Annotated in this window: 25 protein-coding genes and 1 pseudogene; 14 read left to right on the top strand and 12 right to left on the bottom strand. The window is 71.7% G+C overall.

Going from position 1 to position 24,093, the window contains the following annotated elements; translation table 11 throughout:
• Positions 1-94 precede the first annotated feature (94 nt).
• The gene (locus AB0M82_RS40125) at positions 95-358 is read left to right on the top strand and encodes a phosphoribosyl-ATP diphosphatase (RefSeq protein ID WP_013226745.1); all 264 of its coding nucleotides are present in this window, start codon (positions 95-97) and stop codon (positions 356-358) included.
• A gap of 46 nt (positions 359-404) precedes the next feature.
• Positions 405-1,250, top strand: coding sequence for an ATP phosphoribosyltransferase (gene hisG, locus AB0M82_RS40120; RefSeq protein WP_364733899.1), 846 nt, complete (start codon positions 405-407; stop codon positions 1,248-1,250).
• Positions 1,251-1,307: 57 nt separating this feature from the next.
• Here the strand turns inward: hisG and AB0M82_RS40115 are convergent, their stop codons facing one another.
• The 3 genes from AB0M82_RS40115 to AB0M82_RS40105 all read right to left on the bottom strand — a co-directional run bounded on the left by AB0M82_RS40115 (position 1,308) and on the right by AB0M82_RS40105 (position 4,001).
• On the bottom strand, positions 1,308-2,243 hold the full coding sequence (locus tag AB0M82_RS40115) for a ParA family protein (protein WP_364733896.1): 936 nt from the start codon (positions 2,241-2,243) through the stop codon (positions 1,308-1,310).
• A gap of 64 nt (positions 2,244-2,307) precedes the next feature.
• The gene (locus AB0M82_RS40110; protein WP_364733894.1) at positions 2,308-3,099 is read right to left on the bottom strand and encodes a thioesterase family protein; all 792 of its coding nucleotides are present in this window, start codon (positions 3,097-3,099) and stop codon (positions 2,308-2,310) included.
• Positions 3,099-4,001 (bottom strand): RecB family exonuclease, encoded by a 903-nt coding sequence (locus AB0M82_RS40105; protein WP_364733891.1) that lies wholly within the window; start codon positions 3,999-4,001, stop codon positions 3,099-3,101. The genes AB0M82_RS40110 and AB0M82_RS40105 overlap by 1 nt, the downstream gene beginning before the upstream one ends.
• A 263-nt stretch (positions 4,002-4,264) precedes the next feature.
• On the opposite strand from AB0M82_RS40105, the gene AB0M82_RS40100 reads away from it, so the two are divergent.
• Positions 4,265-5,416 (top strand): M50 family metallopeptidase, encoded by a 1,152-nt coding sequence (locus AB0M82_RS40100; RefSeq protein ID WP_364733889.1) that lies wholly within the window; start codon positions 4,265-4,267, stop codon positions 5,414-5,416.
• A 65-nt stretch (positions 5,417-5,481) separates the two neighbouring features.
• Complete coding sequence (locus tag AB0M82_RS40095; RefSeq protein ID WP_364733886.1) at positions 5,482-6,312, top strand: tRNA (adenine-N1)-methyltransferase; 831 nt, start codon at positions 5,482-5,484, stop codon at positions 6,310-6,312.
• Between the two features lie 283 nt (positions 6,313-6,595).
• Here AB0M82_RS40095 and AB0M82_RS40090 read toward each other — a convergent pair whose 3' ends face one another.
• Together AB0M82_RS40090 and AB0M82_RS40085 are read right to left on the bottom strand one after the other, a co-directional pair.
• A complete protein-coding gene (locus AB0M82_RS40090) occupies positions 6,596-7,045 on the bottom strand; it encodes a hypothetical protein (RefSeq protein WP_364733884.1) in 450 nt (149 codons plus the stop codon).
• A gap of 10 nt (positions 7,046-7,055) precedes the next feature.
• Positions 7,056-7,934 carry a hypothetical protein gene (locus tag AB0M82_RS40085; RefSeq protein WP_364733881.1) on the bottom strand — a complete coding sequence of 293 codons (879 nt, stop codon included), beginning with the start codon at positions 7,932-7,934 and terminating at the stop codon, positions 7,056-7,058.
• Between the two features lie 358 nt (positions 7,935-8,292).
• Here AB0M82_RS40085 and arc point away from each other — a divergent pair, with 358 nt between their 5' ends.
• Entirely contained in the window at positions 8,293-10,095 is a 1,803-nt protein-coding gene (arc, locus tag AB0M82_RS40080; protein ID WP_155544114.1) for a proteasome ATPase, read from the top strand.
• Between the two features lie 133 nt (positions 10,096-10,228).
• On the opposite strand, the gene AB0M82_RS40075 is transcribed toward arc, so the two are convergent.
• Positions 10,229-11,143: a DMT family transporter gene (locus AB0M82_RS40075; protein ID WP_364733879.1), complete on the bottom strand. Its 915-nt coding sequence runs from the start codon at positions 11,141-11,143 to the stop codon at positions 10,229-10,231.
• A gap of 99 nt (positions 11,144-11,242) precedes the next feature.
• Between AB0M82_RS40075 and AB0M82_RS40070 the strand changes: the two genes are divergently transcribed.
• Complete coding sequence (locus AB0M82_RS40070) at positions 11,243-12,085, top strand: DUF3626 domain-containing protein (RefSeq protein ID WP_364733877.1); 843 nt, start codon at positions 11,243-11,245, stop codon at positions 12,083-12,085.
• Here AB0M82_RS40070 and AB0M82_RS40065 read toward each other — a convergent pair.
• Both AB0M82_RS40065 and AB0M82_RS40060 read right to left on the bottom strand, forming a co-directional pair.
• Entirely contained in the window at positions 12,074-12,937 is an 864-nt protein-coding gene (locus AB0M82_RS40065; protein WP_364733934.1) for a TIGR03620 family F420-dependent LLM class oxidoreductase, read from the bottom strand. The two genes, AB0M82_RS40070 and AB0M82_RS40065, sit on opposite strands and share 12 nt — an antisense overlap.
• Positions 12,938-13,022: 85 nt before the next feature.
• Positions 13,023-13,376: a metalloregulator ArsR/SmtB family transcription factor gene (locus AB0M82_RS40060; protein ID WP_364733875.1), complete on the bottom strand. Its 354-nt coding sequence runs from the start codon at positions 13,374-13,376 to the stop codon at positions 13,023-13,025.
• A gap of 75 nt (positions 13,377-13,451) precedes the next feature.
• Between AB0M82_RS40060 and AB0M82_RS40055 the strand changes: the two genes are divergently transcribed.
• The 3 genes from AB0M82_RS40055 to AB0M82_RS40045 all read left to right on the top strand — a co-directional run bounded on the left by AB0M82_RS40055 (position 13,452) and on the right by AB0M82_RS40045 (position 15,403).
• The gene (locus AB0M82_RS40055; RefSeq protein WP_364733872.1) at positions 13,452-13,790 is read left to right on the top strand and encodes a hypothetical protein; all 339 of its coding nucleotides are present in this window, start codon (positions 13,452-13,454) and stop codon (positions 13,788-13,790) included.
• Positions 13,787-14,728, top strand: a complete 942-nt coding sequence (locus tag AB0M82_RS40050; RefSeq protein WP_364733869.1) for an aldo/keto reductase — start codon at positions 13,787-13,789, stop codon at positions 14,726-14,728. Before AB0M82_RS40055 ends, AB0M82_RS40050 begins: the two co-directional genes overlap by 4 nt.
• 63 nt (positions 14,729-14,791) lie before the next feature.
• Complete coding sequence (locus tag AB0M82_RS40045; RefSeq protein ID WP_364733867.1) at positions 14,792-15,403, top strand: hypothetical protein; 612 nt, start codon at positions 14,792-14,794, stop codon at positions 15,401-15,403.
• Here AB0M82_RS40045 and AB0M82_RS40040 read toward each other — a convergent pair.
• On the bottom strand, positions 15,394-15,912 hold the full coding sequence (locus tag AB0M82_RS40040) for an NUDIX domain-containing protein (RefSeq protein WP_364733864.1): 519 nt from the start codon (positions 15,910-15,912) through the stop codon (positions 15,394-15,396). The genes AB0M82_RS40045 and AB0M82_RS40040 overlap by 10 nt on opposite strands.
• Before the next feature lie 42 nt (positions 15,913-15,954).
• Here AB0M82_RS40040 and dop point away from each other — a divergent pair, with 42 nt between their 5' ends.
• From dop to prcA, 4 genes are all read left to right on the top strand, one after another.
• On the top strand, positions 15,955-17,457 hold the full coding sequence (gene dop, locus AB0M82_RS40035; protein WP_364733861.1) for a depupylase/deamidase Dop: 1,503 nt from the start codon (positions 15,955-15,957) through the stop codon (positions 17,455-17,457).
• 86 nt (positions 17,458-17,543) lie between these two features.
• Positions 17,544-17,738 (top strand): ubiquitin-like protein Pup, encoded by a 195-nt coding sequence (locus AB0M82_RS40030; protein ID WP_013226725.1) that lies wholly within the window; start codon positions 17,544-17,546, stop codon positions 17,736-17,738.
• Between the two features lie 145 nt (positions 17,739-17,883).
• A complete protein-coding gene (prcB, locus tag AB0M82_RS40025) occupies positions 17,884-18,741 on the top strand; it encodes a proteasome subunit beta (protein ID WP_364733858.1) in 858 nt (285 codons plus the stop codon).
• 51 nt (positions 18,742-18,792) lie between these two features.
• Positions 18,793-19,581: a proteasome subunit alpha gene (gene prcA / locus AB0M82_RS40020; protein WP_364733856.1), complete on the top strand. Its 789-nt coding sequence runs from the start codon at positions 18,793-18,795 to the stop codon at positions 19,579-19,581.
• A gap of 71 nt (positions 19,582-19,652) precedes the next feature.
• On the opposite strand, the gene AB0M82_RS40015 is transcribed toward prcA, so the two are convergent.
• Entirely contained in the window at positions 19,653-20,873 is a 1,221-nt protein-coding gene (locus tag AB0M82_RS40015; protein WP_364733854.1) for an alpha/beta hydrolase-fold protein, read from the bottom strand.
• A 102-nt stretch (positions 20,874-20,975) separates the two neighbouring features.
• Positions 20,976-22,457, bottom strand: coding sequence for a phosphatase PAP2 family protein (locus AB0M82_RS40010; protein ID WP_364733851.1), 1,482 nt, complete (start codon positions 22,455-22,457; stop codon positions 20,976-20,978).
• A gap of 144 nt (positions 22,458-22,601) precedes the next feature.
• On the opposite strand from AB0M82_RS40010, the gene pafA reads away from it, so the two are divergent.
• Entirely contained in the window at positions 22,602-23,960 is a 1,359-nt protein-coding gene (gene pafA, locus AB0M82_RS40005) for a Pup--protein ligase (protein WP_364567011.1), read from the top strand.
• A 42-nt stretch (positions 23,961-24,002) separates the two neighbouring features.
• Here the strand turns inward: pafA and AB0M82_RS40000 are convergent.
• Positions 24,003-24,092: pseudogene (locus AB0M82_RS40000) on the bottom strand (isopenicillin N synthase family oxygenase); the annotation flags it as partial.
• Position 24,093 lies beyond the last annotated feature (1 nt).

Genomic DNA, 24,093 nt, shown 5'->3' with positions numbered 1-24,093 from the left:
TTGGGAGCCGGCGTCCACAATGGTGTGAGATCGGCGGCATCCGGACCGGCCCGGGGCGACGGGGCCGGACCCGGGGTGGAAGGATCTGCAGACCGTGAAGACCTTCGATGAGCTGTTCGCGGAGCTTGCCGAGCGCGCGCGTACCCGTCCCGACGGGTCCGGCACCGTCGTCGCCCTCGACGCGGGGGTGCACGCCCAGGGCAAGAAGGTGCTCGAGGAAGCCGGCGAGGTGTGGATCGCCGCCGAGCACGAGTCCGACGAGCGCCTCGCCGAGGAGATCTCCCAGCTGCTGTACCGGGTGCAGGTGCTGATGCTCGGCCGTGGCCTGTCGACCGAGGACGTCTACCGCTACCTGTGACGGGTCGCGCGATGGACACCGCCCGCTGAACGAGGAGAAAAGCGAAATGCTGCGTGTTGCCGTGCCGAACAAGGGAGCCCTCGCCGCCGCGGCGACGGAGATGCTCGGCGAGGCGGGCTACCGCAAGCGGCATGACCAGCGCGACCTGACGGTGCTCGACCCGGTGAACGAGGTCGAGTTCTTCTTCCTGCGGCCCAAGGACATCGCGATCTACGTCGGCTCCGGCGACCTCGACCTGGGCATCACCGGCCGTGACCTCGCGCTCGACTCCGGTGCCCCGGTGGAGGAGATCCAGGCGCTCGGCTTCGGCGGCTCGACGTTCCGCTACGCCGCTCCGGCCGGCCGGGACTGGAAGCCGGCGGACCTGCACGGCAAGCGGCTCGCCACGTCGTACCCGCGGCTCGTCCGCGACGACCTCGCCCGCCACGGCGTCGAGGCCGAGGTGATTCGCCTCGACGGCGCGGTGGAGATCTCGATCCAGCTCGGCGTCGCGGACGCGATCGCCGACGTGGTCGAGTCCGGCCGGTCGTTGCGCCAGCACAACCTGGTCGCCTTCGGCGACCCGATCTGCGTGTCGGAAGCGGTGCTGCTGCAGCGGAAGGGCACCGGCGAGAGCAAGCCGAAGTCACAGCTGGCCGCCCGCCTGCGCGGCGTGGTGTTCGCGCAGCAGTACATGATGCTGGACTACGACTGCCCGCGGCCGCTCCTCGAGCGCGCGATCGCGATCACGCCGGGCCTGGAGTCGCCGACGGTGGCCCCGCTCGCCCACGAAGACTGGGTGGCGGTGCGGGCGATGGTGCCGCGCAAGGAGGTCAACCGGATCATGGACGAGCTGGCCGAGGTCGGCACGAAGGCGATCCTGGCGTCGGACATCCGCTCCTGCCGCCTGTAGACCGGCTGTCGTGAGTGAGAACGCTGTTTCTCACTCACGACCGGCCGCGGCGGACCTTCAGCGGGGCCGGTGCGGTTTCTTCGGCAGCAGGTCGTACAGGCCCTTGCGGGCGCCGTTGTCGTTGACGTTGCGCGCCACCGCGACCTCCGAGATGAAGTCCTCGAAGACGAACTCCTCGTCCGCCGGGATCACCGCCGGGGCGTGGTTCTGCTCCAGGTGACTGTCCAGCACCGTCGCGATCTCGCGGAACGACAGGGCCTGCAGGGTTTCCGGGGCGTACGTCGTCACCGGGACGCCGTGCGCCGCCGCCTCGTTCATCACCACGCCCAGCGGCAGGTGCGACAGCATCGGGATGCCGAACTCGTACATCTCCTGCAGCGCCGCGGCCGCGTAGTGCGAGATCGGCCGCCGGTACAGGCTCGGGACCAGGCCGAACCACGTCATCGGCTGCCGCCCGACGGTCTGCTCGACGTACCGGACCTGGTCGGCCAGCAGCCGCAGCGCGCGGATGCTGGTCTTGTCCGGCTGCACCGGCACCAGGATGCCGTGCGACGCCGCCAGCGCGTTGTTCGTCAGCACGTCCAGCGCCGGCGGGCAGTCGATGACGCAGTGGTCGTAGTTGGCGAACTGGATGACCCGCGCCAGCTGCCAGCCGGGCACGCGGAACGAGTCGAGCCGCCGGATCAGGTCGAACATCCCCGGTGACGTCGGCACGACGTCCAGCGCGCCGCCGCGGCCGAGGTTGCTGCGCGGGTGCCGGACGACGAGGTCCTCGATCGCGCCCTTCCACGTCTTGGCCAGTGCCTTCGCCAGGCTCGGCTGGTCCGCGGGCACCTCGGACAACCCGAGCATCTCGGTCGTCGCGTGTCCCTGCGGGTCGAGGTCGACCAGCAGCACCCGCCGGCCGCGCTCGGCCAGTGCGGCCGCGGTGCCGACGCTCAGTGAGGTCTTGCCGACCCCGCCTTTCTGGTTGACCACCGAGGTGATCTGCATGCCGGAGCGCTCCTCAAGTCGGTCGTTCCGCGAAGGTTATTGGATCCGGGCCCGTTGTGGGTGGCTATCCGCCCCCGGCCTGTCGCGGCCGGACCATCAGCGCCTGCGCGCCGACGGCCACCGGGCCCCCGGCGTCGTGCAGGATGCTCGTCGCCGTGCCGATGCCGCTGCGCCCCACCAGCGTCACCGCGTCCAGGCCGATCCACTCGCCGGACGGCATCCGCCGCAGGTGGACGGTCAGCTCCGCGTTGATGAACCACCACTGCCGCGGATCGAGGTAGTTCGACACGCCGTTGCCGGCGTCGGCGACCGTGAACAGCCGCTGCAGCCCGCTCGGCTCCTCGCCGTCGACGAGGGGGACGCGCTGGCGGGCCCACACCGCCGCCGGGCCGGGCACGTCCATGCCGCCGCGGACCGCGCGCCACTCGACGGCGTCGAGGTAGCCGCTCTGCCAGCCCTCCGGCCACGGCGACTCGTCGACGCTGTCCGGTGTCGGCAGCAGCGGGCCGGCGTCGGTGCCGACCGCCGCCGTGTCGGCCGTCGCGATGCGCCACGCCGACGCCCGCGCCACGACGCGGTCCGCGCTCGCCAGCTCCGCCTGCAGCAGCTCCACCGACCGGCCGGGCCGCTCCACCCGGGCCCGCACCGCGAGCTCGGCGAGCGGCGCCGGGCCGAGGATCTCCACGGTCACCCGCGCGAGCTCCGCCGGGTGGGCGGATTCGACGTTTTCGAGAGACCGGACGAGCAACGCCGACGGCGGGCCGAAGTGCTGCGCGTCCGAGGACCACGGCCCGGCCGTGTGCCCGGTCGCGGAGAACCGGCCGTCACCCAGCGGGACGTAGAACGCGTCGGCCATCAGTCGGCCCGGTCCAGCGGGGTCTCGTCGCCCGCGTCGGGCTCCGGCCAGCCCGGGTACGCCGGCGGCGTGCCGCCGTACTCGGGGCAGTGCGCCTGGTGGTCGCACCAGTTGCAGAGCTTGCTCTTGTTCGGCCGGAAATCGCCGGTCTTCCCCGCTTTGAGGATGGCCTGCCAGATGGCTTCCAGGGTGCGCTCGAACCGCACCAGCTCGGCCTCGTCCGGGGTGTAGGCGAGCGACTGGCCGTCGGTCAGGTACATGAGCTTGAGCTGGCGCGGCACGATCCCGCGCAGCCGCCACAGCACCACGGCGTAGAACTTCATCTGGAACATCGCCTTGGCCTCGCCGATCTCGCGCGGCGCGGCCCCGGTCTTGTAGTCGACGACCCGGATCTCACCGGTCGGCGCGACGTCGACCCGGTCGATGTAGCCGCGCAGCAGGACGCCGGAGCCGAGCTCGATCTCGACGTGCAGCTCGCACGCCTCCGGTTCGAGCCGGCGCGGGTCCTCCAGCTCGAAGTAGGCGTCCAGCAGCTTCTCCGCCGACTGCAGCCATTCCGCGTGGTCGTCGGGCTTTTCGCCGTCGAACAGCTCCGTCCATTCCGGACGGTCCGCGGACAGGTCCGTCCACGCCGGACCCAGCAGCTCCCGCGCCCGCGGTGGCACGCGTTCGACGGCGGGCAGCGCGAACAGCCGCTCCAGCACCGAGTGGACGAGCGTGCCGCGCAGCTGGGCCTTGGTCGGCACCTCCGGCAGCCGGTCGACCGCGCGGAACCGGTAGAGCAGCGGGCACTGCTTGAAGTCGCTGGCCCGTGACGGCGACAACGCGGGCCGCCGGCGCACCTCGGTGGTGACGGCGCAGGCGGTGAGCGGGTCCGTGGTGACGGTGTCGGGGTCGGGCATGGGCAGAGCGTAACGCCGGGGTCCGACAGTTCCGGCGACCGCAACGCCTGGCGCCCGTACCCGGACGGTCGGCTCGCGTACCCGGGGAGTCGGCTCGCATACCCAGAGGGTCGGTTGGCGTGCTCAGGGCGTCGGCTGGGCACCGGCGCCGAGCCGCCTGTCCAGGTACGCGAGCCGGCTGTCCGGGTACGCGTGTCGTCCGGGAGCGACACTGCCGGGCCCGGATCACCCGCCCCCCACACCCGGGGCTCTAGGCTCTCGGCATGGCCGCGACCAGTGAACAGGGCACCGGGGGCCGCCGGCAGGCCGTCCTGCCGGACGGCGGCCTCGTGCTGTTCCGGGTCGCCGGAGTGCCGGTGCTGCTGGCGCCGTCCTGGTGGATCGGTTCGCTGATCGTCGTCGTGCTGTACGCGCCGCTGGTCGGGCGACTGCTCCCGGACGCCTCGACCGCGACGTCGTGGCTGCTCGCCGGCGCCTTCGCGGTGTTGCTGGGGCTGTCGGTGCTCGCCCACGAGCTCGGCCACTGCCTGGTCGCGCTGCGGTTGGGGATCCCGGTGCGGCGGCTGCGGCTGTTCCTCCTCGGCGGCCTGTCGGAAGTGGCCAGGACGCCCAAGCGCCCCGGCGACGAAGGCCTGGTCGCGGCGGCCGGCCCCGTGGTCTCGCTGCTGCTGGGCGGCTTCTGCGGCCTCCTGATGTTCGCCGTGCCCCCGGACGGCGCGGTGTGGCTCCTGGTGGCGGAGTGCGCGGTGGCCAACCTCGCCGTCGGCGTGTTCAACCTGCTGCCCGGCCTGCCCCTGGACGGCGGGCGGCTGGTCCGCGCCGGTGTCTGGGCGGCGACCGGCACCCGCGCGAAGGGCACGCGCGCCGCGGTCGCCGGCGGCGCGGTCGTCGCCGCGGGGCTGCTCGTCTGGGCGCTGTGGGGCCTGGCGACCGCGAGCCCCGACCGGTGGCTGCGGCTGGGCGTCTGCGTCGTCACGGCGTGGTTCGTGATCCTCGGGGCGCGGTCGGAGCTGGCCGCGGAGACGCGCCGCGCCTGGCCGGAGGGCCTCGTCCTCGGCGAGCTGGTCCGGCCGGTGCTGCAGCTCCCGGCCGAGAGCCCGGTGTCGGACGCGCTGGCCGCGTCGGCCGGCCGGGGCGTGGTGCTCGTCCGCGCCGACGGCGTGGCGGCCGGTCTGCTGGACGAAGGCGCGGCGGAGCGGCTCGCGAGGTCGTCACCGCACGCGCCGGCGGAGCTGGCGGCCGAGCCGATCCGGGCCGAGACCGTGCTCCTGGCGTCCGAGCCGGGGGAGGACGTCGTCGAGCGGGTCCGCGAGACCCCCGCGTGGCAGTTCCTCGTGGTCGACGACGAGGGCCGCCCGGCGGGTGTGCTGCGCCGGGACGACCTGCGGGCCGCGCTGAACCGCCGTACCCGCTGAGCCCCCGGCCCGCGCGGCCTGCGAAGATCTGGCGTCGGCCAAACGGGTTACAGCAGGAGGAAGTGTTGTCGGTCAGCGGACCGTTTCGCGCGGGTGATCGGGTGCAGTTGACCGACTCGAAGGGGCGGCACTACACCCTGACGCTGGCCGACGGCGGTGAGTACCACACCCACCGCGGCGCGCTCGCCCACGACGACCTGATCGGCCGTCCCGAGGGGTCGGTGGTCACGTCCGCGGGCGGCTCGACGTACCTGGCGCTGCGCCCGCTGCTGCCGGACTACGTGCTTTCGATGCCCCGCGGCGCGCAGGTGATCTACCCGAAGGACGCCGCGCAGATCGTGATGTGGGGCGACATCTTCCCGGGCGCGCGCGTCCTCGAGGCTGGCGCCGGCTCCGGCGCGCTGACCTGTTCGCTGCTGCGCGCGGTCGGCCCGGCCGGGCACGTGCACTCGTACGAGATCCGCGACGACCACGCGGTGCACGCCGAGCACAACGTGGTGAAGTTCTTCGGCGAGAAGCCGGCGAACTGGTCGCTGACGGTCGCCGACCTGGCCTCGCACGATGGCGAGGTCGACCGGGTCGTGCTGGACATGCTGGCCCCGTGGGACCAGCTGCCGAACGTGGCTGCCCACCTGGTGCCGGGCGGCGTGCTGACGGTCTACGTCGCGACGGTCACGCAGCTTTCCCGTGTCACCGAGTCACTGCGCGAGCAGCAGTGCTGGACCGAGCCGGAGTCGTGGGAGACGCTGATGCGCCCGTGGCACGTGGTCGGCCTGGCGGTCCGCCCGGACCACCGGATGGTGGCGCACACGGCGTTCCTGCTCACCGCCCGGCGGCTGGCGGACGGGACCGTGTCGCCGCGGGTGTCCCGCCGGCCGAGTAAGGGCAAGGGCTGACCTCGTGACGGGCGCGCGGCTCGACGGAGTGCCGGCCGACGGCGCCACCCGCCGGCCGGCGGGGTTCACCCCGCCCGGCTAGCCCCAAGGCCGGGTAGTTAAGGATTCCTCTGCCGCGCAAGCGGTCCACGGAAGGCCGTGAATGGCTCATTGAGGGACGCTATGTCCCTCAATGAGCCATTCACGGCTGTGGGCGAGCCCCTGAAACCGGGCCAATCGGGCCAATCGGGCTAATCGGGCAGCTTGACAGCTCGCTGCCGCAGCCAACTACACGGCACTGCGGCTAGCCGGGCACGCACCAGCGGCCGTTCTCCTTGTGCAGGGGGAAGGGCGTGTCCTTGGTCCCGCCCGCCGCCTCGACGTGCACCACCGCCGTCGCCGACTCGCCGCGCACGACCGGGAGCTGGGGCAGGGTCGCCGTGACCGGGCCCGCCGCGTCCCACGTCCGCTGGAGCCCGGCGAGGGCCTCGGCGCTCTGCGGGCGGCAGGTCAGCTTGCCGAACGCCGCCGAGTCGTGCCGGGCGATCGCCTCGACGATCGCCTTGGCCAGGACGTTCACCGCGGCCGTGTCCACCGCGTCCGGCGGGGCGGACGTCGGCGGGCGGGCCGGCCGGGGTGACGGGCTCGACGAAGCGGGCGGGGAGCCGGAGGGTGCGATGAGCACCAGTCCCAGCACCACGCCCGCGACGGCCACGCCGAGCAGGACCAGCCCGGCGGCGAGCGCGCGGTTCACCGCCGGACGGTCACTTCGGGTCCTTTTTGACGTCGATGAGGCACCAGAGACCGGATTCGTTCCTGCCGGTGAACACCCCGGTGCTGGTCTGGCCGTTCACGCTGTTGGTCCAGTGCACGGTGGAGGTGGTGCCGGCGTCCTGGGGCGCGCCGTCCAGTTTGACCGAGATCTCGCCGGTGACCTCGCCGACCGAGCCGTCCTTGTGGACGCTGCGGCAGACGGTGGCGTCGAGGTTCTTGGCGTTCTTGGTGTTGTAGGCGTCGACGACCGAGTCGAACAGCTCCTGCGAGCTCGGCTTGCCGCCGGGGGCGGGGCCGGAGCCGGGCTTGGTGCTCTTCGTCGAAGGGCTCGTCGGCGAGGTGGTCTTGGGCTTCGAGGGTGACGTCTTCGGCGCGGACGTCGGCGCCGGGGAGCTGCTGTTCGCGGCCGGCGCCGCGGTGTTGCCGTCGTCGCCGTTCAGGGCGAGCACCAGCGCGGTCACGCCGCCGCCGACGAGGACCACCGCGCCGATCGCGATGCCGACGATGAGCCCGGTTTTCTTCTTCTTGGGCGGGGGCGCGTCGCCGAAGCCACCGCCTCCGTACGGGTCGTTACCGCCGAAGCCCTGCTGCTGGCCCCACGGGTCCTGCTGGCCGTACTGGGGGTGGCCCTGCTGGGGCTGCGGGCCCGTCTGCGGCGGGTAGCCGCCCTGCTGGGGCCCGCCGTAGGGACCGGGCTGACCGAACTGCTGGGTGCCGCCGTAGGGGTCGGGCTGACCGAACTGCTGGGTGCCGCCGTAGCCCGGCTGAGGCTGGGCTCCGCTCTGGGGGTGACCGCCCGGCTGCTGGGGCCGGCCGTACGGCCCGGGCTGCTGCCCGTAGCCGCCCGGTTGCTGCGGCGGGTAGGTCATGAGTGGTGCCCCCTAGCGTCCTTCGAGACACGGCCATCCGGCGGCCGGCGTCGGCCCGATGCTAGCCACCGGGCTGGGCCGCCGCGCGGTTAGGGCGGAACTGGCCGGAATCTCCCCGCTTCGGCGCGGTTGGGTGTCCTGGGGGCGGGGTACTCCCGTCGTGCTTGCTTCACCCCGGCCCGGTCGGACCCGTCGCGCAGCAGCGCTACGGCACCGAAATGGCCTCTTGCGCTGCGGGAATGTCCGTGCTGGGGGTGGTGTGGAAACCGCGACGCGCCGATCTTGTGATGCGGAAAGGCCTTTTCTTGTCGGTGATCGCCGGTACCGTGGAATGAAAAGCACTCCGAGGAGGTGCCCGATGCATCATGACCTTCCCGGAGGTCGGCGCGAGGAGGCCGACCCTTCAGCAACATCCGGAGCTGGGACGACGGCGGACGAGCAGGCTCGGCAGATCCGTTTTCTCGAGGAGGAAGTGGCGCTGCTGCGCCGCAAACTGACCGACTCGCCAAGGCAGAACCGAGTTCTCGAACAGCGGCTCGCCGAGGCCTCGGAACGGGTGAGCCAGCTCACCGAACGCAACACCAAGCTGGTCGAAACCCTGCGCGAAGCGCGAGGACAGCTCCTCGCACTCCGCGAGGAGGTCGACCGGCTGGCCCAGCCACCGTCCGGGTACGGCGTCTTCGTCGAGGCGTACGAGGACAACACGGTGGACGTCTTCACGGCCGGCCGGAAGATGCGGGTGTCGGTCTCACCCGCGGTCGAGCTCTCGTCGTTGCGTCGCGGCCAGGCGCTGCGGCTCAACGAAGCGCTCACCGTGGTCGAGGCCGGCGGCTTCGAACGCACCGGCGAGGTGTGCGCGCTGCGTGAGGTGCTCGCCGCCGACGTCGAGGGCGGCAGCCTTCGCGCGCTGGTGGTCGGGCACGCGGACGAGGAGCGGGTGGTCCTGCTCTCCGACCTGCTGGCCGAGCAGCCGCTCAAGCCGGGCGACTCGCTTCTGGTCGACTCCAAGGCCGGCTACGCGTACGAGCGCGTGCCGAAGGCGGAGGTCGAGGACCTGGTGCTGGAGGAGGTGCCGGACGTCCGTTACGAGGACATCGGCGGCCTCACCCGGCAGATCGAGCAGATCAGGGACGCCGTGGAACTGCCGTTCCTGCACGCGGACCTGTACCAGGAGTACCAGCTGCGGCCGCCAAAGGGTGTCCTGCTCTACGGCCCGCCGGGCTGCGGCAAGACGCTCATCGCCAAGGCGGTGGCGAACTCGCTGGCCAAGAAGGTGGCGGCGGCGCGGGGCGACAACGAGGACGGGAAGTCCTACTTCCTGAACATCAAGGGTCCCGAGCTGCTCAACAAGTTCGTCGGGGAGACCGAGCGGCACATCCGCCTGATCTTCCAGCGGGCTCGGGAGAAGGCCTCCGAGGGTACCCCGGTGATCGTGTTCTTCGACGAGATGGACTCGATCTTCCGGACCCGTGGCTCGGGCGTGTCGTCCGACGTGGAGACCACGATCGTGCCCCAGCTGCTGTCGGAAATCGACGGTGTCGAGGGCTTGGAGAACGTCATCGTCATCGGCGCCTCCAACCGTGAAGACATGATCGACCCGGCGATCCTGCGGCCGGGCCGGCTCGACGTCAAGATCAAGATCGAGCGTCCGGACGCCGAAGGCGCGAAGGACATCTTCTCCAAGTACCTGGCCGAAGGGCTGCCGATCCACGCGGACGACCTCGCCGAGTTCGGCGGCGACGCCAAGGCGACGTTCGACGCGATGATCCAGCACACCGTCGAGCGCATGTACGAGGAGAGCGACGAGAACCGGTTCCTCGAGGTGACCTACGCCAACGGGGACAAGGAAGTCCTGTACTTCCGCGACTTCAACTCGGGCGCGATGATCCAGAACATCGTGGACCGGGCGAAGAAGTCGGCGATCAAGTCGGTGCTGGAGACCCAGCAGCCCGGCCTGCGCGTGCAGCACCTGCTGGACGCGATCGTCGACGAGTTCGCGGAGAACGAGGACCTGCCCAACACCACCAACCCGGACGACTGGGCCCGGATCTCCGGCAAGAAGGGCGAGCGGATCGTCTACATCCGCACGCTCGTCACCGGCAAGAACCAGGACTCGGGGCGGGCGATCGACACCGCCACGAACACCGGTCAGTACCTGTAGATACGAGTACGGCGGTTGAGGCGGGTGGGGTCTGCTTGCGGAAAGCGCAAGCCGACCCCACCCGCCTCGTGTCTTTTGGGGGTGCAACCCCCAAACCCCGCCCGGGGGCAAGCCCCCGGACCCCCGGCCGTGGTCACTTCGCGTCGACAAGCAGCGGCTTCGGCGCGCGCAGCTTTCCGTGCGCGGTGAGGATGCCCAGCACCACCAGGAGCGCCCCGGCCGGCTGGTTCCAGCTCACCGGTTCGCCCAGGACCAGCACGCCGAGCAGCACTCCGACGACCGGGGTCAGGTAGGTCACCGCGGAGGCGTTGGCCGCGCCCCACGCGGCGATGATCCGGGTGTTCCAAACGTAGGCGAGGCCGGTGCCGAACACGCCGAGGGCGATCATGCTCGCCACCACCGGCAGGCTGAGGTGGACCGGCGTGGCCGCGATCGCCGGGGCCAGCAGGCCCAGGATCACCGTCGCGAAACCCGTCTGCCCGAAGGCGACGACGACCGGGTCCGTCCCGCGTGGTGAGATGAACCGGCGCAGGTAGACGAAACACCCGCCGTAACACGTGGTGGCGCCCAGGCAGGCGAGCTGCGCGGTCAGCTGGTGCGAAACGTCGACGCCGTGCCATGCGCCGACAATCGTGAGCACGCCGAGGAACCCGAGCAGCAGCCCGAACACCCGCGGCGGCGTGAACCGCTCTCCGGGCAGCGCGGCGGCCGCCAGCAGCATCGTGACCAGTGGCGTCGTCGCGTTGAGGATGCTGGCCAAACCTGACGAAATGTACTGTTCCGCCCACGAGAACAACAGGAACGGCACCACGCACAGCGGCACCGACACGACGGCGAGGTGGCCCCACAACGCGGGATCCCGGGGGAGCGGGCGCCGGCGCAGCACCAGCACGACCGCCAGCGCCGACGCGCCCAGCGCGACGCGGGCGAGGGTGACCTGGCCGGGGGAGAGCCCGCCGACCCCCACCTTGATGAAGAGGAAACTCGCACCCCACACCACGGCCAGCAGCGCGAACCGCGCCGTGACCCCGAAACCCGCCACTCGCATGGCCGCAGTCAAGCCGCTGAACGGGTCCCGAAGCCAGCGATTTTCGGACGCCGCGTTGTGTATAACGACCTATACCGCCTGGCGGTAATATGCGGCACCATGGCCGGGGGATCCGCGAACGAAGCGCCGTGGCGGTCCGCGGTCAGGTACGTCGCGGACCGGGTCGCGGGGCCGCCGCTGCCGGACGGCCTCGACGTCACCGTGCACTTCCATCCGGACCGGCTGGTGGGGGAGGTGTCCCTGCTGCGGCACTGGCTCGCGGACGGGTGCTACCGCTCGCAGTTCGAGACGGGGACGGGCAACGGCGGCCTGACCGCGCACCCCGGCGGTGACCGGTGGCGCTGGGAGCACCGGATGTTCGGCGGGGTCTACGACGAGCTGCCGCCTTCGGCCCGCCCGAAGTACGGCTCGCTCAACCACCGCCGCCGCCCGGCCGGCGGCTCGGTCCGGTTCGGTTCGGCGCACTTCCGGCTCGAGCGGGAAGTGCTGACGCGCACGACGTTCTGCTACCCGGACAGCTTCAGCGAGCCGGCGGACTTCGGCACGGCCACGCGCATGCCGCTGATCCCCCTCATCGAAGCGGACGCCCCCGACGAGCTCGACGACTACATCGAGGCCCACGTCCACGGCCCGCTCCGGCTGTCGTCGGACGTCGCGGCCCTGGTGCTGGACCCGGCGTTCCGGGGGACCGAGGTCGAAGCGGCGGCCGCCGGGTTCCGGTTTCCGACGTACTGGCACCACGGGTTCAGGCTTTCCGTGGCGACCCTCGCCGGGCACGCGGGCTACCGCGGCGAGGACGCCGTGCGGGCCGGCGAAGACATCGCCGAGGACGGGTGGCTGGACGCCCGCGTCATCGGCGACGCCGTCCGCGCCGGCCGGCACGACCCCCAGGTGCTCAAGCGCATCTGGCACTGCACGGCGCGGTTCGGCCTACGCGGGTAGCAGCGCCTCGGCCAGCCGGCGCCAGTGCGGCATGGCCGAGGCACCCGGCTCGACGCCGATGACCTGGACGCCGACGTGGTCGGCGCCCGCGTCGAGGTGCGCGCGCAGCTTCGCGGTGATCGTCTCGAGGTCGCCCCAGAACACGAGGTCGTCGACGATCCGGTCGCTGCCGCGGCCGCCGTCGATGTCGTCTTCGGTGTAGCCGAGCCGGAGGAACTTCGCGATGTTGTACTTCGTGGTCAGGTACGGGTGCAGGTGGGCGCGGGCGATCTCGCGCGCCTTGGCCGCGTCCGTTTCGAAGAGCACGGCGTGCTCGACGCCCAGGAACGGTTCCGCCCCGAGGATCTCGCGTGCCTGGGCCGTGTGCTCCGGGGTCACGTGGTAGGTGTGCGCGCCCGCCGACCGGTCGCGGGCCAGCTCCAGCATCTTCGGTCCGTACGCCGCGAGCAGCCGTCGCACCGGAGCGCGCGGCGCGGGGTTGACCTTCGGGTCGGTGTCCAGGGCGTCGAGGTAGTCGTTCATCGCCCGAAGCGGCTTCACGCCGGGCTTTCCGGCGCCGAAGCCCAGGCCCAGCAGGTGGCGGTCCGGGTAGGCGTCCGCCAGCAGCAGGGCCGCGCCGCGGGTCCACCGCGCCTCGCGGGACCAGATCTGCGCGATGCCGTTCACGACGGTGAGGCGGTCGGTGGCCGCCAGCAGGAACCCGGCGTGCGTCAGGGCCTCCCGTCCCTCGGTCTCCGGGATCCAGATCGCCGGCCAGCCGAGTTCTTCCAGTTCCCGCACCGAGTCCCGGATCAGGCCGGCCGGCTGGTCCTCGAAGTCGAACGTCCAGATCCCGTAGCGGCCGAGCCGCATGTTCTCAATCATACCCATAAATCGAAGTATCGCAGATTTTCGATATGAAGCAACGAGGGGGTAGGCGGACCAGGGGAGAAGTGGGTCAGAGGGTATGGCCGAGGGTGGCGACGAGCTCGGCGATCCGGGCTTCGTCCCGCTTGTAGTGCGTCCACTTGCCGACGCGCGTCGCCCGCACCAGTCCGGCGCGCTGCAGCTCGGCCATGTACGCCGAGACGGTCGACTGCGCGAGCCCGGTCTTCTCCTGGATGTGCGTCACGCACACGCCGACCTCGATCGGATCGGCGATGGCCCGCTCGACGGGGCTCTGCTCGTTGAAGAAGTGCCGCACGGGCTCCCGCAACCACCGCAGCACCTGCAGCCGCACCGGGTTCGCGAGCGCCTTGAACACGTCGAGCAGCTGCTCGACGTCGGGTTCGGGTTCGGTGTGCGCAGTCATGGGCCTCGAAATCAGCATAACCGGCCCCGGCGTGTGCTCCCCGTCCAGTGCGTATAACGCCCTATACTTCCGGCCGTGAGCGAAGAAACCGGGCGGCCCCGCGCGCCCATCACCGAATCCGACGTCCTGGCCTGGCTGGAGACGACCGCCGCCGCCGTCCAGGCAGGCGAGGTGGGCGCCCAGGAGCTCATCGACATCCTCGGCGAACTCCGCCGCGCTTCCGCCGCCTGCGCCGACGCCTCCGACTGGGCCCTCCTCGCCGCCCGCGAAGGCGGCGCCAGTCTCCGCCAGATCGCCCCCGTCTTCGGCAAGGGCTATGTCCGCGCCCCGGCCGCGCGCCTCGAGAAGCTCCATCGCCAGGCCCAGAACTCCGATCAGTGGCTGGCCATCCTCCGGCACAAGCAGACGGCATGAGGGCACCCGTGGACCGCGTCGCGCTCGGCCTGGCGGCGCTGGGCCGGCCCGCGTACATCAACCTGGGGCGGGACGGCGCGCTGCCGCCGGTGCGGGACGTCGCTTCGATGCGCGCCGCGACGTTCGCGGTCCTCGACGACGCCTACGCCGCAGGTGTCCGGCACGTCGACGTCGCCCGGTCGTACGGGCGCTCTGAGGAGTTCCTGGCCGGCTGGCTCGCCGAGCGCGGGCATGCCGACGTCGAGATCTCCAGCAAGTGGGGCTACGCGTACGTCGGGGACTGGCGGCTCGACGCCGAGGTGCACGAGGTGAAGGAGCACTCGGCGGCGCGCTTCGCGGCGCAGTGGGCGGAAACCCTGGCGCTGCTGGGTGATCGGGTTGGTCTGTACCAGGTGCATTCGCTCACTGTGGACAGTCCGCTGTTCGCCGACGAGCCACTGCTCGAGGCGCTGGCGGAGCTTTCGGCGAACGGCGTCGCGGTGGGGTTCTCCACGTCCGGGCCGGCGCAGGCGGACGCGATCGAGCGGGCGTTCGCGCTGGAAGTGGCCGGGCGGCCGGTGTTCTCCGCGGTGCAGTCGACGTGGAACCTCCTCGAGCCGTCGGCGGGGCCGGCGCTGGCCGCGGCGCACGCGGCCGGGAAACGGGTGCTGGTCAAGGAAACCCTGGCGAACGGGAGGCTGGCGGTCGAGGCGCCGGCTGCGGTGCTGGACGTCGCCGCGGCGCACGGGACCGGGCCGGACGCGGTCGCCGTGGCCGCCGTGCTGGCGCGGGACTGGGTGGACACGGCCGTCATCGGCCCGGCGAGCCCGGCGCAGCTGGCGGCGAACCTGCGGGCCACCGCGGTGTCCTTGAGCGCGGACCAGGAAGCGGCGCTGGCGGGCCTCGCGGGGAATCCGGAGGAGTACTGGCGACACCGGTCCTCCTTGGCGTGGGACTGAGCCGCTGCACTACCCTTCGCAGGCACTGACGGGACTAGCGGGTTGGGCGGGAGGCCGGAGCAGGTGCGTCATCGGCAGGTGGTCGCCTTGGCCGCGGTCGCGCTGGTCGGCCTCACGGGCTGCGAAGGGCGTGACACGGACGACCTGGAGACGTACTACGACGATCCGGTGACCACGTCCGCGCCGGCTCCGGTCGCCGAAGCGCCGGTGAGTCCGGCGAAAGCGGCTCCCGCGAGGCCGCCGGCGCCCGACCCGGGCCTGCTCGCGGAACGGGCGCTGCTGTCCGACGCGGACGTCGCCGGGGAAGGCGTGCGGCCGGGCTCGGGCGAGGCGGCGGGGTGCCTGACGGACGCCGGTTCGGCGAGCAGCCGGGCCGCGACCTGGCGCTACCCCAGCGGGTCGGTGCTGCGGCACCGGGTCGCCGCGTACCCGGACCGGAGCGCCGCGGACGTCGTGGCGAGCGCGGACTGCGCGGGCAAGACGGTGACCGTCCCCGAGCAGCCCGGGGTGGCCGGGCAGCGGGCCTGGTGCGAGGGCCGGACCTGCACGGTGCTGCTGGCCAAGGGGGCGCTCGTGTCCGCGCTGACCGTCTCGGCGAGCACGGAGTCGAGGGCGGTGGAGGCGGCCAAGCGCCTGCTGCCGGCGATGGCGGCGAAGCTCGCGGCTCAGCCGTAGCGGCGAAACCATTCCTGGACGCCTTCGCGGCCGTCGGGGATGAAGGGCAGTTCCGGGGCCGGGTCGTCCACCCAGGCGCGCAGGTCTTCCAGGGCGATCCAACGGCCCTCGACGATTTCTTCGGCCTGGTGGTGGATGGGTCCGTCCCAGCGGACCTCGAAGGCGAAGTTGTGGCAGCGGTTGCGGCCGTCGTCGTAGACCTTGGTGAACAGCGGAACGGGTTCCACCCCGTGGACGCCGAGCTCTTCGGCCAGTTCCCGGCGGGCGCATTCGGCCGGCGACTCGCCCGCGGCGACCACGCCGCCGGCCCAGCAGTCCCAGGTGGACGGGAAGACGTCCTTCACGGGCGTGCGGAGGTGCACGTAGACGGCCTGGCCGTCACCTGAACGGACCAGTCCGACGCCGGCGGCGTGCCACAGCGCTTCGGCGCGGACGCGCGCGCGGGTGGCCGTGCCGACGACCGAGCCGGCCTGGTCATAGAGGGCAACGAGTTCGTCACTGCCTGGCATGGGTGCATCGTTCCACTAGGCCGACCCCGTAGGGTGGTGGACATGCGGCGGATCATGGGAACCGAAGTCGAGTACGGCATCTCCGTGCCGGGCGACGCGACGGCGAACCCGGTACTCACCTCCACCCAGGTCGTGCTGGCCTACGCGGCGGCGGCCGACATCCCGCGCGCCCGGCGGGCGCGGTGGGACTACGAGGTGGAGTCACCGCTGCGGGACGCGCGGGGGTTCGACCTGACGGGGCCGGGCGGGCCGGGGCACGACCCGGACGTCGAGGACCTCGGCGCGGCGAACGTCATCCTGACCAACGGGGCACGGCTGTACGTCGACCACGCGCACCCGGAGTATTCGGCGCCCGAGGTGACGAACGCGCGCGACGCCGTCATCTGGGACAAGGCGGGCGAACGGGTGATGGAGGAGGCGGCGATGAAGGCCGCTTCCGTCCCCGGCCAGCCGCAGCTGCAGCTGTACAAGAACAACGTCGACGGCAAGGGCGCGAGCTACGGCACGCACGAGAACTACCTGATGGCGCGGTCGACGCCGTTCACGGCGGTGATCGCGGGGCTGACGCCGTTCTTCGTGTCGCGGCAGGTCGTGACCGGTTCGGGCCGGGTGGGGATCGGGCAGCAGAGCGAGGAAGCCGGGTTCCAGCTCTCCCAGCGCGCGGACTACATCGAGGTCGAGGTCGGCCTGGAGACGACGCTGAAGCGCGGGATCATCAACACCCGGGACGAGCCGCACGCGGACGCGGACAAGTACCGCCGGCTGCACGTCATCATCGGCGACGCGAACATGTCGGAGTATTCGACCTACCTGAAGGTCGGGACGACGGCGCTGGTGCTGGACCTGATCGAGTCGGGGATCCGGTTCGACGACCTGAAGCTGGACGAGCCGGTCAAGGCGGTGCACCAGATCAGCCACGACCCGACGCTCAAGGCGAAGGTCGCGCTGGCCAACGGGCGCAAGTACACCGGGCTGGACCTGCAGTTCGCCTACCACGAGATCGCTTCGCAGAACCTGGAGCGGACGGGGGCGGACCAGGCCTCGAAGGAGGTGCTGCGGGTCTGGGGCGAGGTGCTGGACGCGCTGGCGCGGGATCCGCAGGAGTGCGCGGACCGGCTGGACTGGCCGGCGAAGCTGCGGCTGCTTGAGGGGTACCGGCAGCGGGACAGCCTGGCCTGGGGCGCGCCGCGGCTGCGGCTGGTCGACCTGCAGTATTCGGACGTGCGGCTGGCGAAGGGCCTGTACAACCGGCTGGTGACGCGCGGGTCGATGAAGCGGCTGGTGTCCGAGGAAGAGGTGCTGGCCGCGGTGACGACGCCGCCGTCGGACACCCGGGCCTACTTCCGGGGCCGGGCGCTGGAGAAGTACGCGTCGTCGATCGCGGCGGCTTCGTGGGATTCGGTCATCTTCGACGTCGGCAAGGAGTCGCTGGTGCGGATCCCGACGTTGGAGCCGTTGCGGGGGACCAAGGCGCACGTCGGCAAGTTGCTGGACAACGCGGCGACGGCGGAGGAGCTGGTGGAGGCGCTCACCGGTTCGGACTAGGCGGTACGCACCAGTGATCACGGCGTTGCCCCGAATGTCGGGGCCGCTGGGTAGGCTAGGAAACATCAGCCACACCGGGAGGCGAGATGGCCCAGGAAAAGATCGAAAAGCACGGCGGTGGTGACTCCGACGAGGAGTTCGACGACACCGGCGCGGCGGGTCAGGAGCGGCGCGAGAAGCTCGGCGAGGACGTCGACACGATCCTCGACGAGATCGACGACGTGCTCGAAGAGAACGCCGAGGACTTCGTCCGGGCCTATGTGCAGAAGGGCGGCGAGTAGCCGCCCGGGGCCCTGCGCCCTTGCCGACCGTTCAGCCGGCGGCCGGGGTTCCGCGTGGTGGTGGTCGCGTCCGCGTGCGGGCGCCGTTCGCCGGGCGCGGGGCTCTGGTCCTTCTGGCCCGCACAGATGGGATTTTTGAGCACGTATGGACAACACCAGGGGCATCTCGGGTCCCGCGCTGCCCGCCACGTACTTTTCGTCGGCGACGTCGTCGTTTTCGGACTTTCTGCGGGTGCAGGCGCCGGAGCTGCTTCCGGAGCGGCGGCTGGCCGGCGGTGCGGCCGACCGGCTCGGCGTGCCGCACGGGACGACGATCGTCGCGCTGACGTTCGCCGGCGGCGTGCTGATCGCCGGTGACCGGCGCGCGACGTCGGGGAACCTGATCGCGAGCCGCGACATGGAGAAGGTGCACGTCACCGACGAGTACTCGGCGGTGGGCATCGCGGGCACGGCGGGGCTGGCCGTGGAGATGGTGCGGCTGTACGCGGTCGAGCTGGCGCACTACGAGAAGATCGAGGGCGTTTCGCTGTCGCTGGACGGCAAGACGAACAAGCTGGCCGGCATGGTGAAGGCCAACCTCGAGATGGCGATGGCCGGGCTGGCGGCGATCCCGCTGTTCGTGGGGTACGACCTGGACGCCGAGGACACGAAGCACGCGGGGCGGATCGTGTCGTACGACGCCGCGGGCGGGCGCTACGAGGAGAACGGCGGCTACGCGGGCATCGGCTCGGGTTCGCTGTTCGCGAAATCGGCGTTGAAGAAGCTGCACGACCCGGACGCCGACGTCGAGAGCGCGACGCGGGTGGCGGTCGAGGCGCTGTACGACGCGGCGGACGACGACACCGCGTCGGGCCTCCCGGACCTGGTGCGCCGGATCTTCCCGTCCGTCGTGACGATCACCGCCGAGCACGGGGCCGTGCAGCTGCCGGAGGCGGAGACCGCCGCGGTGGCGGAGGCCGTGATCGCCGGGCGGATCGAGCGCCAGCAGCGCCGGCTTTCCTGACCGGACCCGACCAGTGAACGTTGAAACACCGAAAGACCTGGAGCGCACACCGTGACGATGCCGTTGTATGCCTCTCCCGAGCAGCTGATGCGGGAGCGTTCCGAGCTGGCGCGCAAGGGCATCGCGCGCGGCCGGAGCGTGGTGGTGCTGAAGTACGCGGGCGGCGTGCTGTTCGTGGCGGAGAACCCGTCGGCCACGTTGCACAAGGTTTCCGAGATCTACGACCGGATCGGGTTCGCCGCGGTCGGGCGCTACAGCGAGTTCGAGAACCTGCGCGTGGCGGGCATCCGGCACGCGGACCTGAAGGGCTACCAGTACGACCGGCGTGACGTGAGCGCGCGGGCGCTGGCGAACGCGTACGCGGCCACGCTGGGCAGCATCTTCACCGAGCAGCTGAAGCCGTTCGAGGTGGAGGTCTGTGTGGCGGAGGTCGCGGCGACCGCGGCGGAGGACCAGCTGTACCGGCTGACCTACGACGGCTCGATCTTCGACGAGCCGCAGTACATCGTGATGGGCGGTCAGAACGAGAAGATCGCGGCGAAGCTGAAGGAGACGTTCGAGGACGGCCTGGACCTGCAGGCGGCGCTGGGCGTGGCGGTGGCCGCGCTGCGCACGCCGATCCAGCCGGCGCCGACCACGACGTCTTCGTCGGCCGGCTCGTCGGCGAACACTCCGGCGAACGGCAACGGCGAAGCGGACCCGATCAAGCTGGAGGTGGCGGTCCTGGACCGCGACCGCCCCCGGCGCGCGTTCCGCCGGCTGACGGGGGCGGCGCTGGACACGCTGCTGCCGGTGCCGGACCCGAAGGTCGACGAGCCGGAGAAGCCGGAAAGCGAGTGAGTTCCTGAACGAGGCGGGGGCGTGGCCGATGGCCGCGCCCCCGCTTTCATGGTGGGGGTCATGGTGCGAGTTCAGGACGTCGTGGGCGTGGCCCGGAAGTTCTGGTCGGCGAAGGCCAGCAGGTACGGCAGCGTCGCCCGGGCGGTGTGCCAGGTGTGGTTGAAGCCGCGTTCGGCGTGGACCACCGCCTCCTGGCCGCGGGCGCGGAGCGCGTCGGCGATCCGGTGGGCCGTGGCGACGTCGGTGGGCGCGCCGGTGCCGACGGCAAGCATCACCGAGATCGGGGCCGGGAACTTCATGGTGGGCAGGTAGCGGCGCGGGGTGTTGGCGGCGATGGCGGCCTGGTCGCCGTCGAGGACGCCGACGGAGTCGTTGAGGTCGTCGTACGGCAGGGCGATCACCAGGGTGGCGAACTCGTCGACGTGGTGGAGGCCGATGTTGAGCGCGCCGAAGCCGCCGCCGGACATGCCGCCGAGGGCGCGGTGGCCACGGTCGGCGACAGTGCGGTAGCGGTGGTCGATGGCCGGGACGACCGTCTTCGCGAGGTACGTCTCCAGCTGGGGGCCGCCGGGGACGTCCAGGCATTCCCAGTCCGCGCTCGGGTTGCCGGCGGTCAGGTCGACGCTGACCACGATCGTCGGGGCGATGACGGCGGCCTGCTGCAGCGCCAGGAGCGTGCCGGGGGCGTCGCCGGAGGTGAGCCAGTCGCGGGGACCGCCGAACGGGTAGCCGTGGATGAGGTAGACGACCGGGTAGCGGCGTTCGGCGTTCGCGGGGTCGGTGTAGCCAGGCGGCAGGATGACGTAGTTGCTGCCCGAAGGGATCCCGTGGGCCGGGTCGGGCAGCGTCACGACGTCGACCTTCTGGCCGGCGTCCTCGGCGGCGTGCCGCCGCTGGGGTGCGGAGCCGGCTGAGTCGTTGTCGGACGGGTCGGGGGCCTCCTTGCCGTCGTCGAGCAGGCGACCGGCGAAGTTGACGACGCCGGGGCCGCGCTGGAGGAGGCGGGCCAGGTCGTCGGAGGTGCGCACGTAGCCGACGTAGCTGTTCAGGGCGGTGACCGCGGCGAGCAGCAGTAGGACGCCGACGGCGGTGAGTCCCCAGCGGCGGACCCGGCGCCGGTGTTCGAGCGCGACCACGGCGGCGAGAACGGCCACGGCGGCCGAGGCCGGCGCGAGCCAGATCAGCGGTGACTCGAGCGGGCCGAGGTCGCGGGCGCGGGCGGTGATGTCACCCGGCAGCACGGGGTCGGTGGCGACCCGGTGAACGAGGCCCGCCAGGTCGTGCCCGTCCATCGAAACCCCGCTCGTCCCCCGGCCGCGGGCAGGCTGCCCGCATCACGCTCGCGAAGCTAGCCAGGGGTGCCTGTGGGTTCGTTGAGAAAAGGTAAAGCGCCGTCAAAGGCGGTAGATGGTGAGGGCGGTGGGGCGGGACCGGAACCGGAACCGGTTGCCGAGCGGGCCGACCTCGCCGTCGGTGGCGACGCGGCGGTTGCCGTCGAGCAGCTCCACGTCCAGTTCAGGCAGGTCGAGCTCCTGGTAGACGTGGCTGGCGGCGAGGCTGCGGGTGATCATCGCCAGCAGGAACCGGGCGCGCGAGTAGGGCAGGTCGGCGCGCAGGTAGCGGATGTCGAGCAGGCCGGTGTCGAGCGCGGGCCGCCGGCTGGGGGCGAAGCCCTTCGGCGCGTACGTGCCGTTGCCGACGAACAGCAGCCAGACCTGGGTCTGCTTGCCGTTGAGCCGGACGCTCAGCGGCTTGGCGTGCCGCAGCGCCCTGGTCAGCGCGATCGCGGCCGAAGGCCACTTCGGGTGCTTTTCCTGGAGCTTCTCGCGGAGCCGGACCATCTCGGGGTAGCCGCCGAGGCTGGCGGTGTTGACGAACCAGCGGTGGGCCGGGTCGCCGGTGCCGTCGATCTCGACCTCGCCGAGGTCGATGCCGACGGCGTTGCCGACCTCGGTCGCCGCGTCGGCGTCGGGCATCGAGGTGACGCCGACGTCGCGGGCGAAGTGGTTCAGCGTGCCCGCCGGGATCAGCGCGAGCGGCAGGTCCCGTTCGGCGGCGATCGACGCGACCGCGGCGACGGTCCCGTCGCCGCCCGCGACGCCGAGCGCGCGGATCGTGCCGCGGGCGTCGATCTCGGCTTCGAGCTGGGCGCGGAGGTCCTGCTTGGGGTCGGGGTAGAGCAGCGTGGCCTTGGGCCAGGCGAACCGGACGTCCTCGGTCGGGTCGTGGTTCGCGACGCCGGAGCTGGGGTTGACCACGGCGAGCATGTCCTCGCCGTCGACCATCTCGGGCGCCTCCGCGTCGTGGGCCGTGCGGCCCGGAACGTCGTCGTGCAGGGGCCACCAGTGCCGGGTGGCCAGGCCCGCGCCGACGCCGATGGCCAGGCCGACGCCCACGTCGGAGGGCCAGTGCACGCCGGTGTGCACCCGCGAGTAGGCGACGGCCAGTGCCACCGGGGCCACGGCGAGCGCGGCCCGCGGCGACTCCATCGCCACCGCCGTCGCGAAGGCCGCCGCGGACGCGGAGTGGCCGGACGGGAACGACGAGGACGTCGGCCGTTTCCGCAGGCGGCGGTGCATGGGCACCTCCTCCTCGGCCGGGCGGCGGCGGGGGAACAGCGGCTTGCCGATGAGGTTCGCGACGGTGCTGGCCCCGGCGATCGCGGCGACCCCGCGCAGCGCGCCCCGGCGGGGCGCGCCCTTGCGGGTGGCCAGCACCGCGGCGACGGCCCACCACAGCCGGGACTTGTTCGCCGACCTCGACAGCGCCATCAGCGCGTCGTCCACCCTGGAGGCCGGGATGGCGGCGCTGCGGCGCATCAGGGCGCGATCGGTCCGGCCGACCCGCCGGAAGGCCCGGATGAGCTGGTGTGACAAAGGAGTCCGCCTTCCGCGCGCCGTCAAGACCTGTGCTCCAATCGTGCCTGATTCGGGGAGTTTTCACCGTCTGTGGCCTACTGGGGGCGTGTCGACGCCCGATCGGCGCACCGTCGACGGGGGTGCAGCGCCTACTCTGGTGGAATGCAGCGGCGGATCTTTGGCATCGAGACCGAGTTCGGGGTCACGTGCACCTTCCACGGACAGCGCAGGCTCTCGCCCGACGAGGTGGCGCGCTACCTGTTCCGGCGGGTCGTCTCCTGGGGACGCTCCTCCAACGTGTTCCTGTCGAACGGCTCCCGGCTCTACCTCGACGTCGGCTCGCACCCCGAGTACGCGACGGCCGAATGTGACGACCTGGTCCAGCTCGTCACGCACGACAAGGCCGGGGAGCGGATCCTCGAGGACCTGCTGGTCGACGCCGAACGACGGCTCGCCGACGAGGGCATCGGCGGCGACATCTTCCTGTTCAAGAACAACACCGACTCGGCGGGCAACTCGTACGGCTGTCACGAGAACTACCTGGTGACCCGTGCGGGCGAGTTCTCCCGGATCGCGGACGTCCTGCTCCCGTTCCTGGTCACCCGCCAGCTCATCTGCGGCGCCGGCAAGGTGCTGCAGACCCCGCGGGGCGCGGTCTACTGCCTCTCCCAGCGGGCGGAGCACATCTGGGAGGGCGTTTCGAGCGCGACCACGCGGTCGCGGCCCATCATCAACACCCGCGACGAGCCGCACGCCGACGCCGAGCGCTACCGGCGGCTGCACGTCATCGTGGGCGACTCGAACATGGCCGAGCCGACGACGATGCTCAAGGTCGGCTCGGCGAACCTGGTGCTCGAGATGATCGAGGCCGGCGTCCAGTTCCGCGACTTCACCCTCGACAACCCGATCCGGGCGATCCGGGAGATCAGCCACGACCTCACCGGCCGCCGCCAGGTCCGCCTGGCCGGCGGGCGCGAGGCCTCGGCACTGGACATCCAGCGCGAGTACCACGCCCGCGCGGTGCAGCACCTCAAGGACAACGGCTCGACCCCGGCGAACGAGCGCGTCGTCGAGCTGTGGGGCCGGGCGCTGGAAGCGGTCGAACAGCAGGACTTCGGCAAGATCGACACCGAGATCGACTGGGCGATCAAGCACCGGCTGGTCGAGCGCTACCGGCACAAGCACGACCTGGACCTGTCCAGCCCGCGCATCGCCCAGCTCGACCTCGCCTACCACGACATCCGCCGCGGCCGGGGCATCTTCGACCTGCTGCAGCGCAAGGGCCTGGTCCGCCGCGTCACCGACGACGGCGAGATCGAGGCCGCCAAGGACACCCCACCCCAGACGACCCGCGCGAAGCTGCGTGGCGACTTCATCGCCGCCGCCCAGGCCGCGGGGCGCGACTTCACGGTGGACTGGGTGCACCTGAAGCTGAACGACCAGGCCCAGCGCACGGTGCTGTGCAAGGACCCGTTCCGCTCGGTCGACGAGCGCGTGGAACGCCTGATCAGCTCGCTGTAGGCCGCCCGGCCAAAGCCGTGAATGTCGCATTGAGGGACTTCAGATCAGCGACACCAGGTCCTCCTCCGGCGCGCTCGCCGCCGGGGGAAGGACCCGGTGCCGCGTCGAGCGCCAGCGGTCGCCGGTCCAGCGG

It is taken from the genome of Amycolatopsis sp. NPDC051128 (genome assembly GCF_040682715.1).
Taxonomy (GTDB): domain Bacteria; phylum Actinomycetota; class Actinomycetes; order Mycobacteriales; family Pseudonocardiaceae; genus Amycolatopsis.
The sequence above is the reverse complement of the archived record's forward strand: the minus strand, read 5'-3'. Positions and strand labels throughout refer to the sequence as shown.

Excerpts from the sequence above, each read along its gene's own strand:
- hisG (WP_364733899.1), top strand. The coding sequence starts at position 405 with ATGCTGCGTGTTGCCGTGCCGAACAAGGGAGCCCTCGCCGCCGCGGCG.
- AB0M82_RS40115 (WP_364733896.1), bottom strand. The coding sequence starts at position 2,243 with ATGCAGATCACCTCGGTGGTCAACCAGAAAGGCGGGGTCGGCAAGACC.
- AB0M82_RS40110 (WP_364733894.1), bottom strand. The coding sequence starts at position 3,099 with ATGGCCGACGCGTTCTACGTCCCGCTGGGTGACGGCCGGTTCTCCGCG.
- AB0M82_RS40105 (WP_364733891.1), bottom strand. The coding sequence starts at position 4,001 with ATGCCCGACCCCGACACCGTCACCACGGACCCGCTCACCGCCTGCGCC.
- AB0M82_RS40100 (WP_364733889.1), top strand. The coding sequence starts at position 4,265 with ATGGCCGCGACCAGTGAACAGGGCACCGGGGGCCGCCGGCAGGCCGTC.
- AB0M82_RS40085 (WP_364733881.1), bottom strand. The coding sequence starts at position 7,934 with ATGACCTACCCGCCGCAGCAACCGGGCGGCTACGGGCAGCAGCCCGGG.
- arc (WP_155544114.1), top strand. The coding sequence starts at position 8,293 with ATGCATCATGACCTTCCCGGAGGTCGGCGCGAGGAGGCCGACCCTTCA.
- AB0M82_RS40075 (WP_364733879.1), bottom strand. The coding sequence starts at position 11,143 with ATGCGAGTGGCGGGTTTCGGGGTCACGGCGCGGTTCGCGCTGCTGGCC.
- AB0M82_RS40070 (WP_364733877.1), top strand. The coding sequence starts at position 11,243 with ATGGCCGGGGGATCCGCGAACGAAGCGCCGTGGCGGTCCGCGGTCAGG.
- AB0M82_RS40065 (WP_364733934.1), bottom strand. The coding sequence starts at position 12,937 with ATGCGGCTCGGCCGCTACGGGATCTGGACGTTCGACTTCGAGGACCAG.
- AB0M82_RS40060 (WP_364733875.1), bottom strand. The coding sequence starts at position 13,376 with ATGACTGCGCACACCGAACCCGAACCCGACGTCGAGCAGCTGCTCGAC.
- AB0M82_RS40050 (WP_364733869.1), top strand. The coding sequence starts at position 13,787 with ATGAGGGCACCCGTGGACCGCGTCGCGCTCGGCCTGGCGGCGCTGGGC.
- AB0M82_RS40040 (WP_364733864.1), bottom strand. The coding sequence starts at position 15,912 with ATGCCAGGCAGTGACGAACTCGTTGCCCTCTATGACCAGGCCGGCTCG.
- dop (WP_364733861.1), top strand. The coding sequence starts at position 15,955 with ATGCGGCGGATCATGGGAACCGAAGTCGAGTACGGCATCTCCGTGCCG.
- AB0M82_RS40030 (WP_013226725.1), top strand. The coding sequence starts at position 17,544 with ATGGCCCAGGAAAAGATCGAAAAGCACGGCGGTGGTGACTCCGACGAG.
- prcB (WP_364733858.1), top strand. The coding sequence starts at position 17,884 with ATGGACAACACCAGGGGCATCTCGGGTCCCGCGCTGCCCGCCACGTAC.
- AB0M82_RS40015 (WP_364733854.1), bottom strand. The coding sequence starts at position 20,873 with ATGGACGGGCACGACCTGGCGGGCCTCGTTCACCGGGTCGCCACCGAC.
- pafA (WP_364567011.1), top strand. The coding sequence starts at position 22,602 with ATGCAGCGGCGGATCTTTGGCATCGAGACCGAGTTCGGGGTCACGTGC.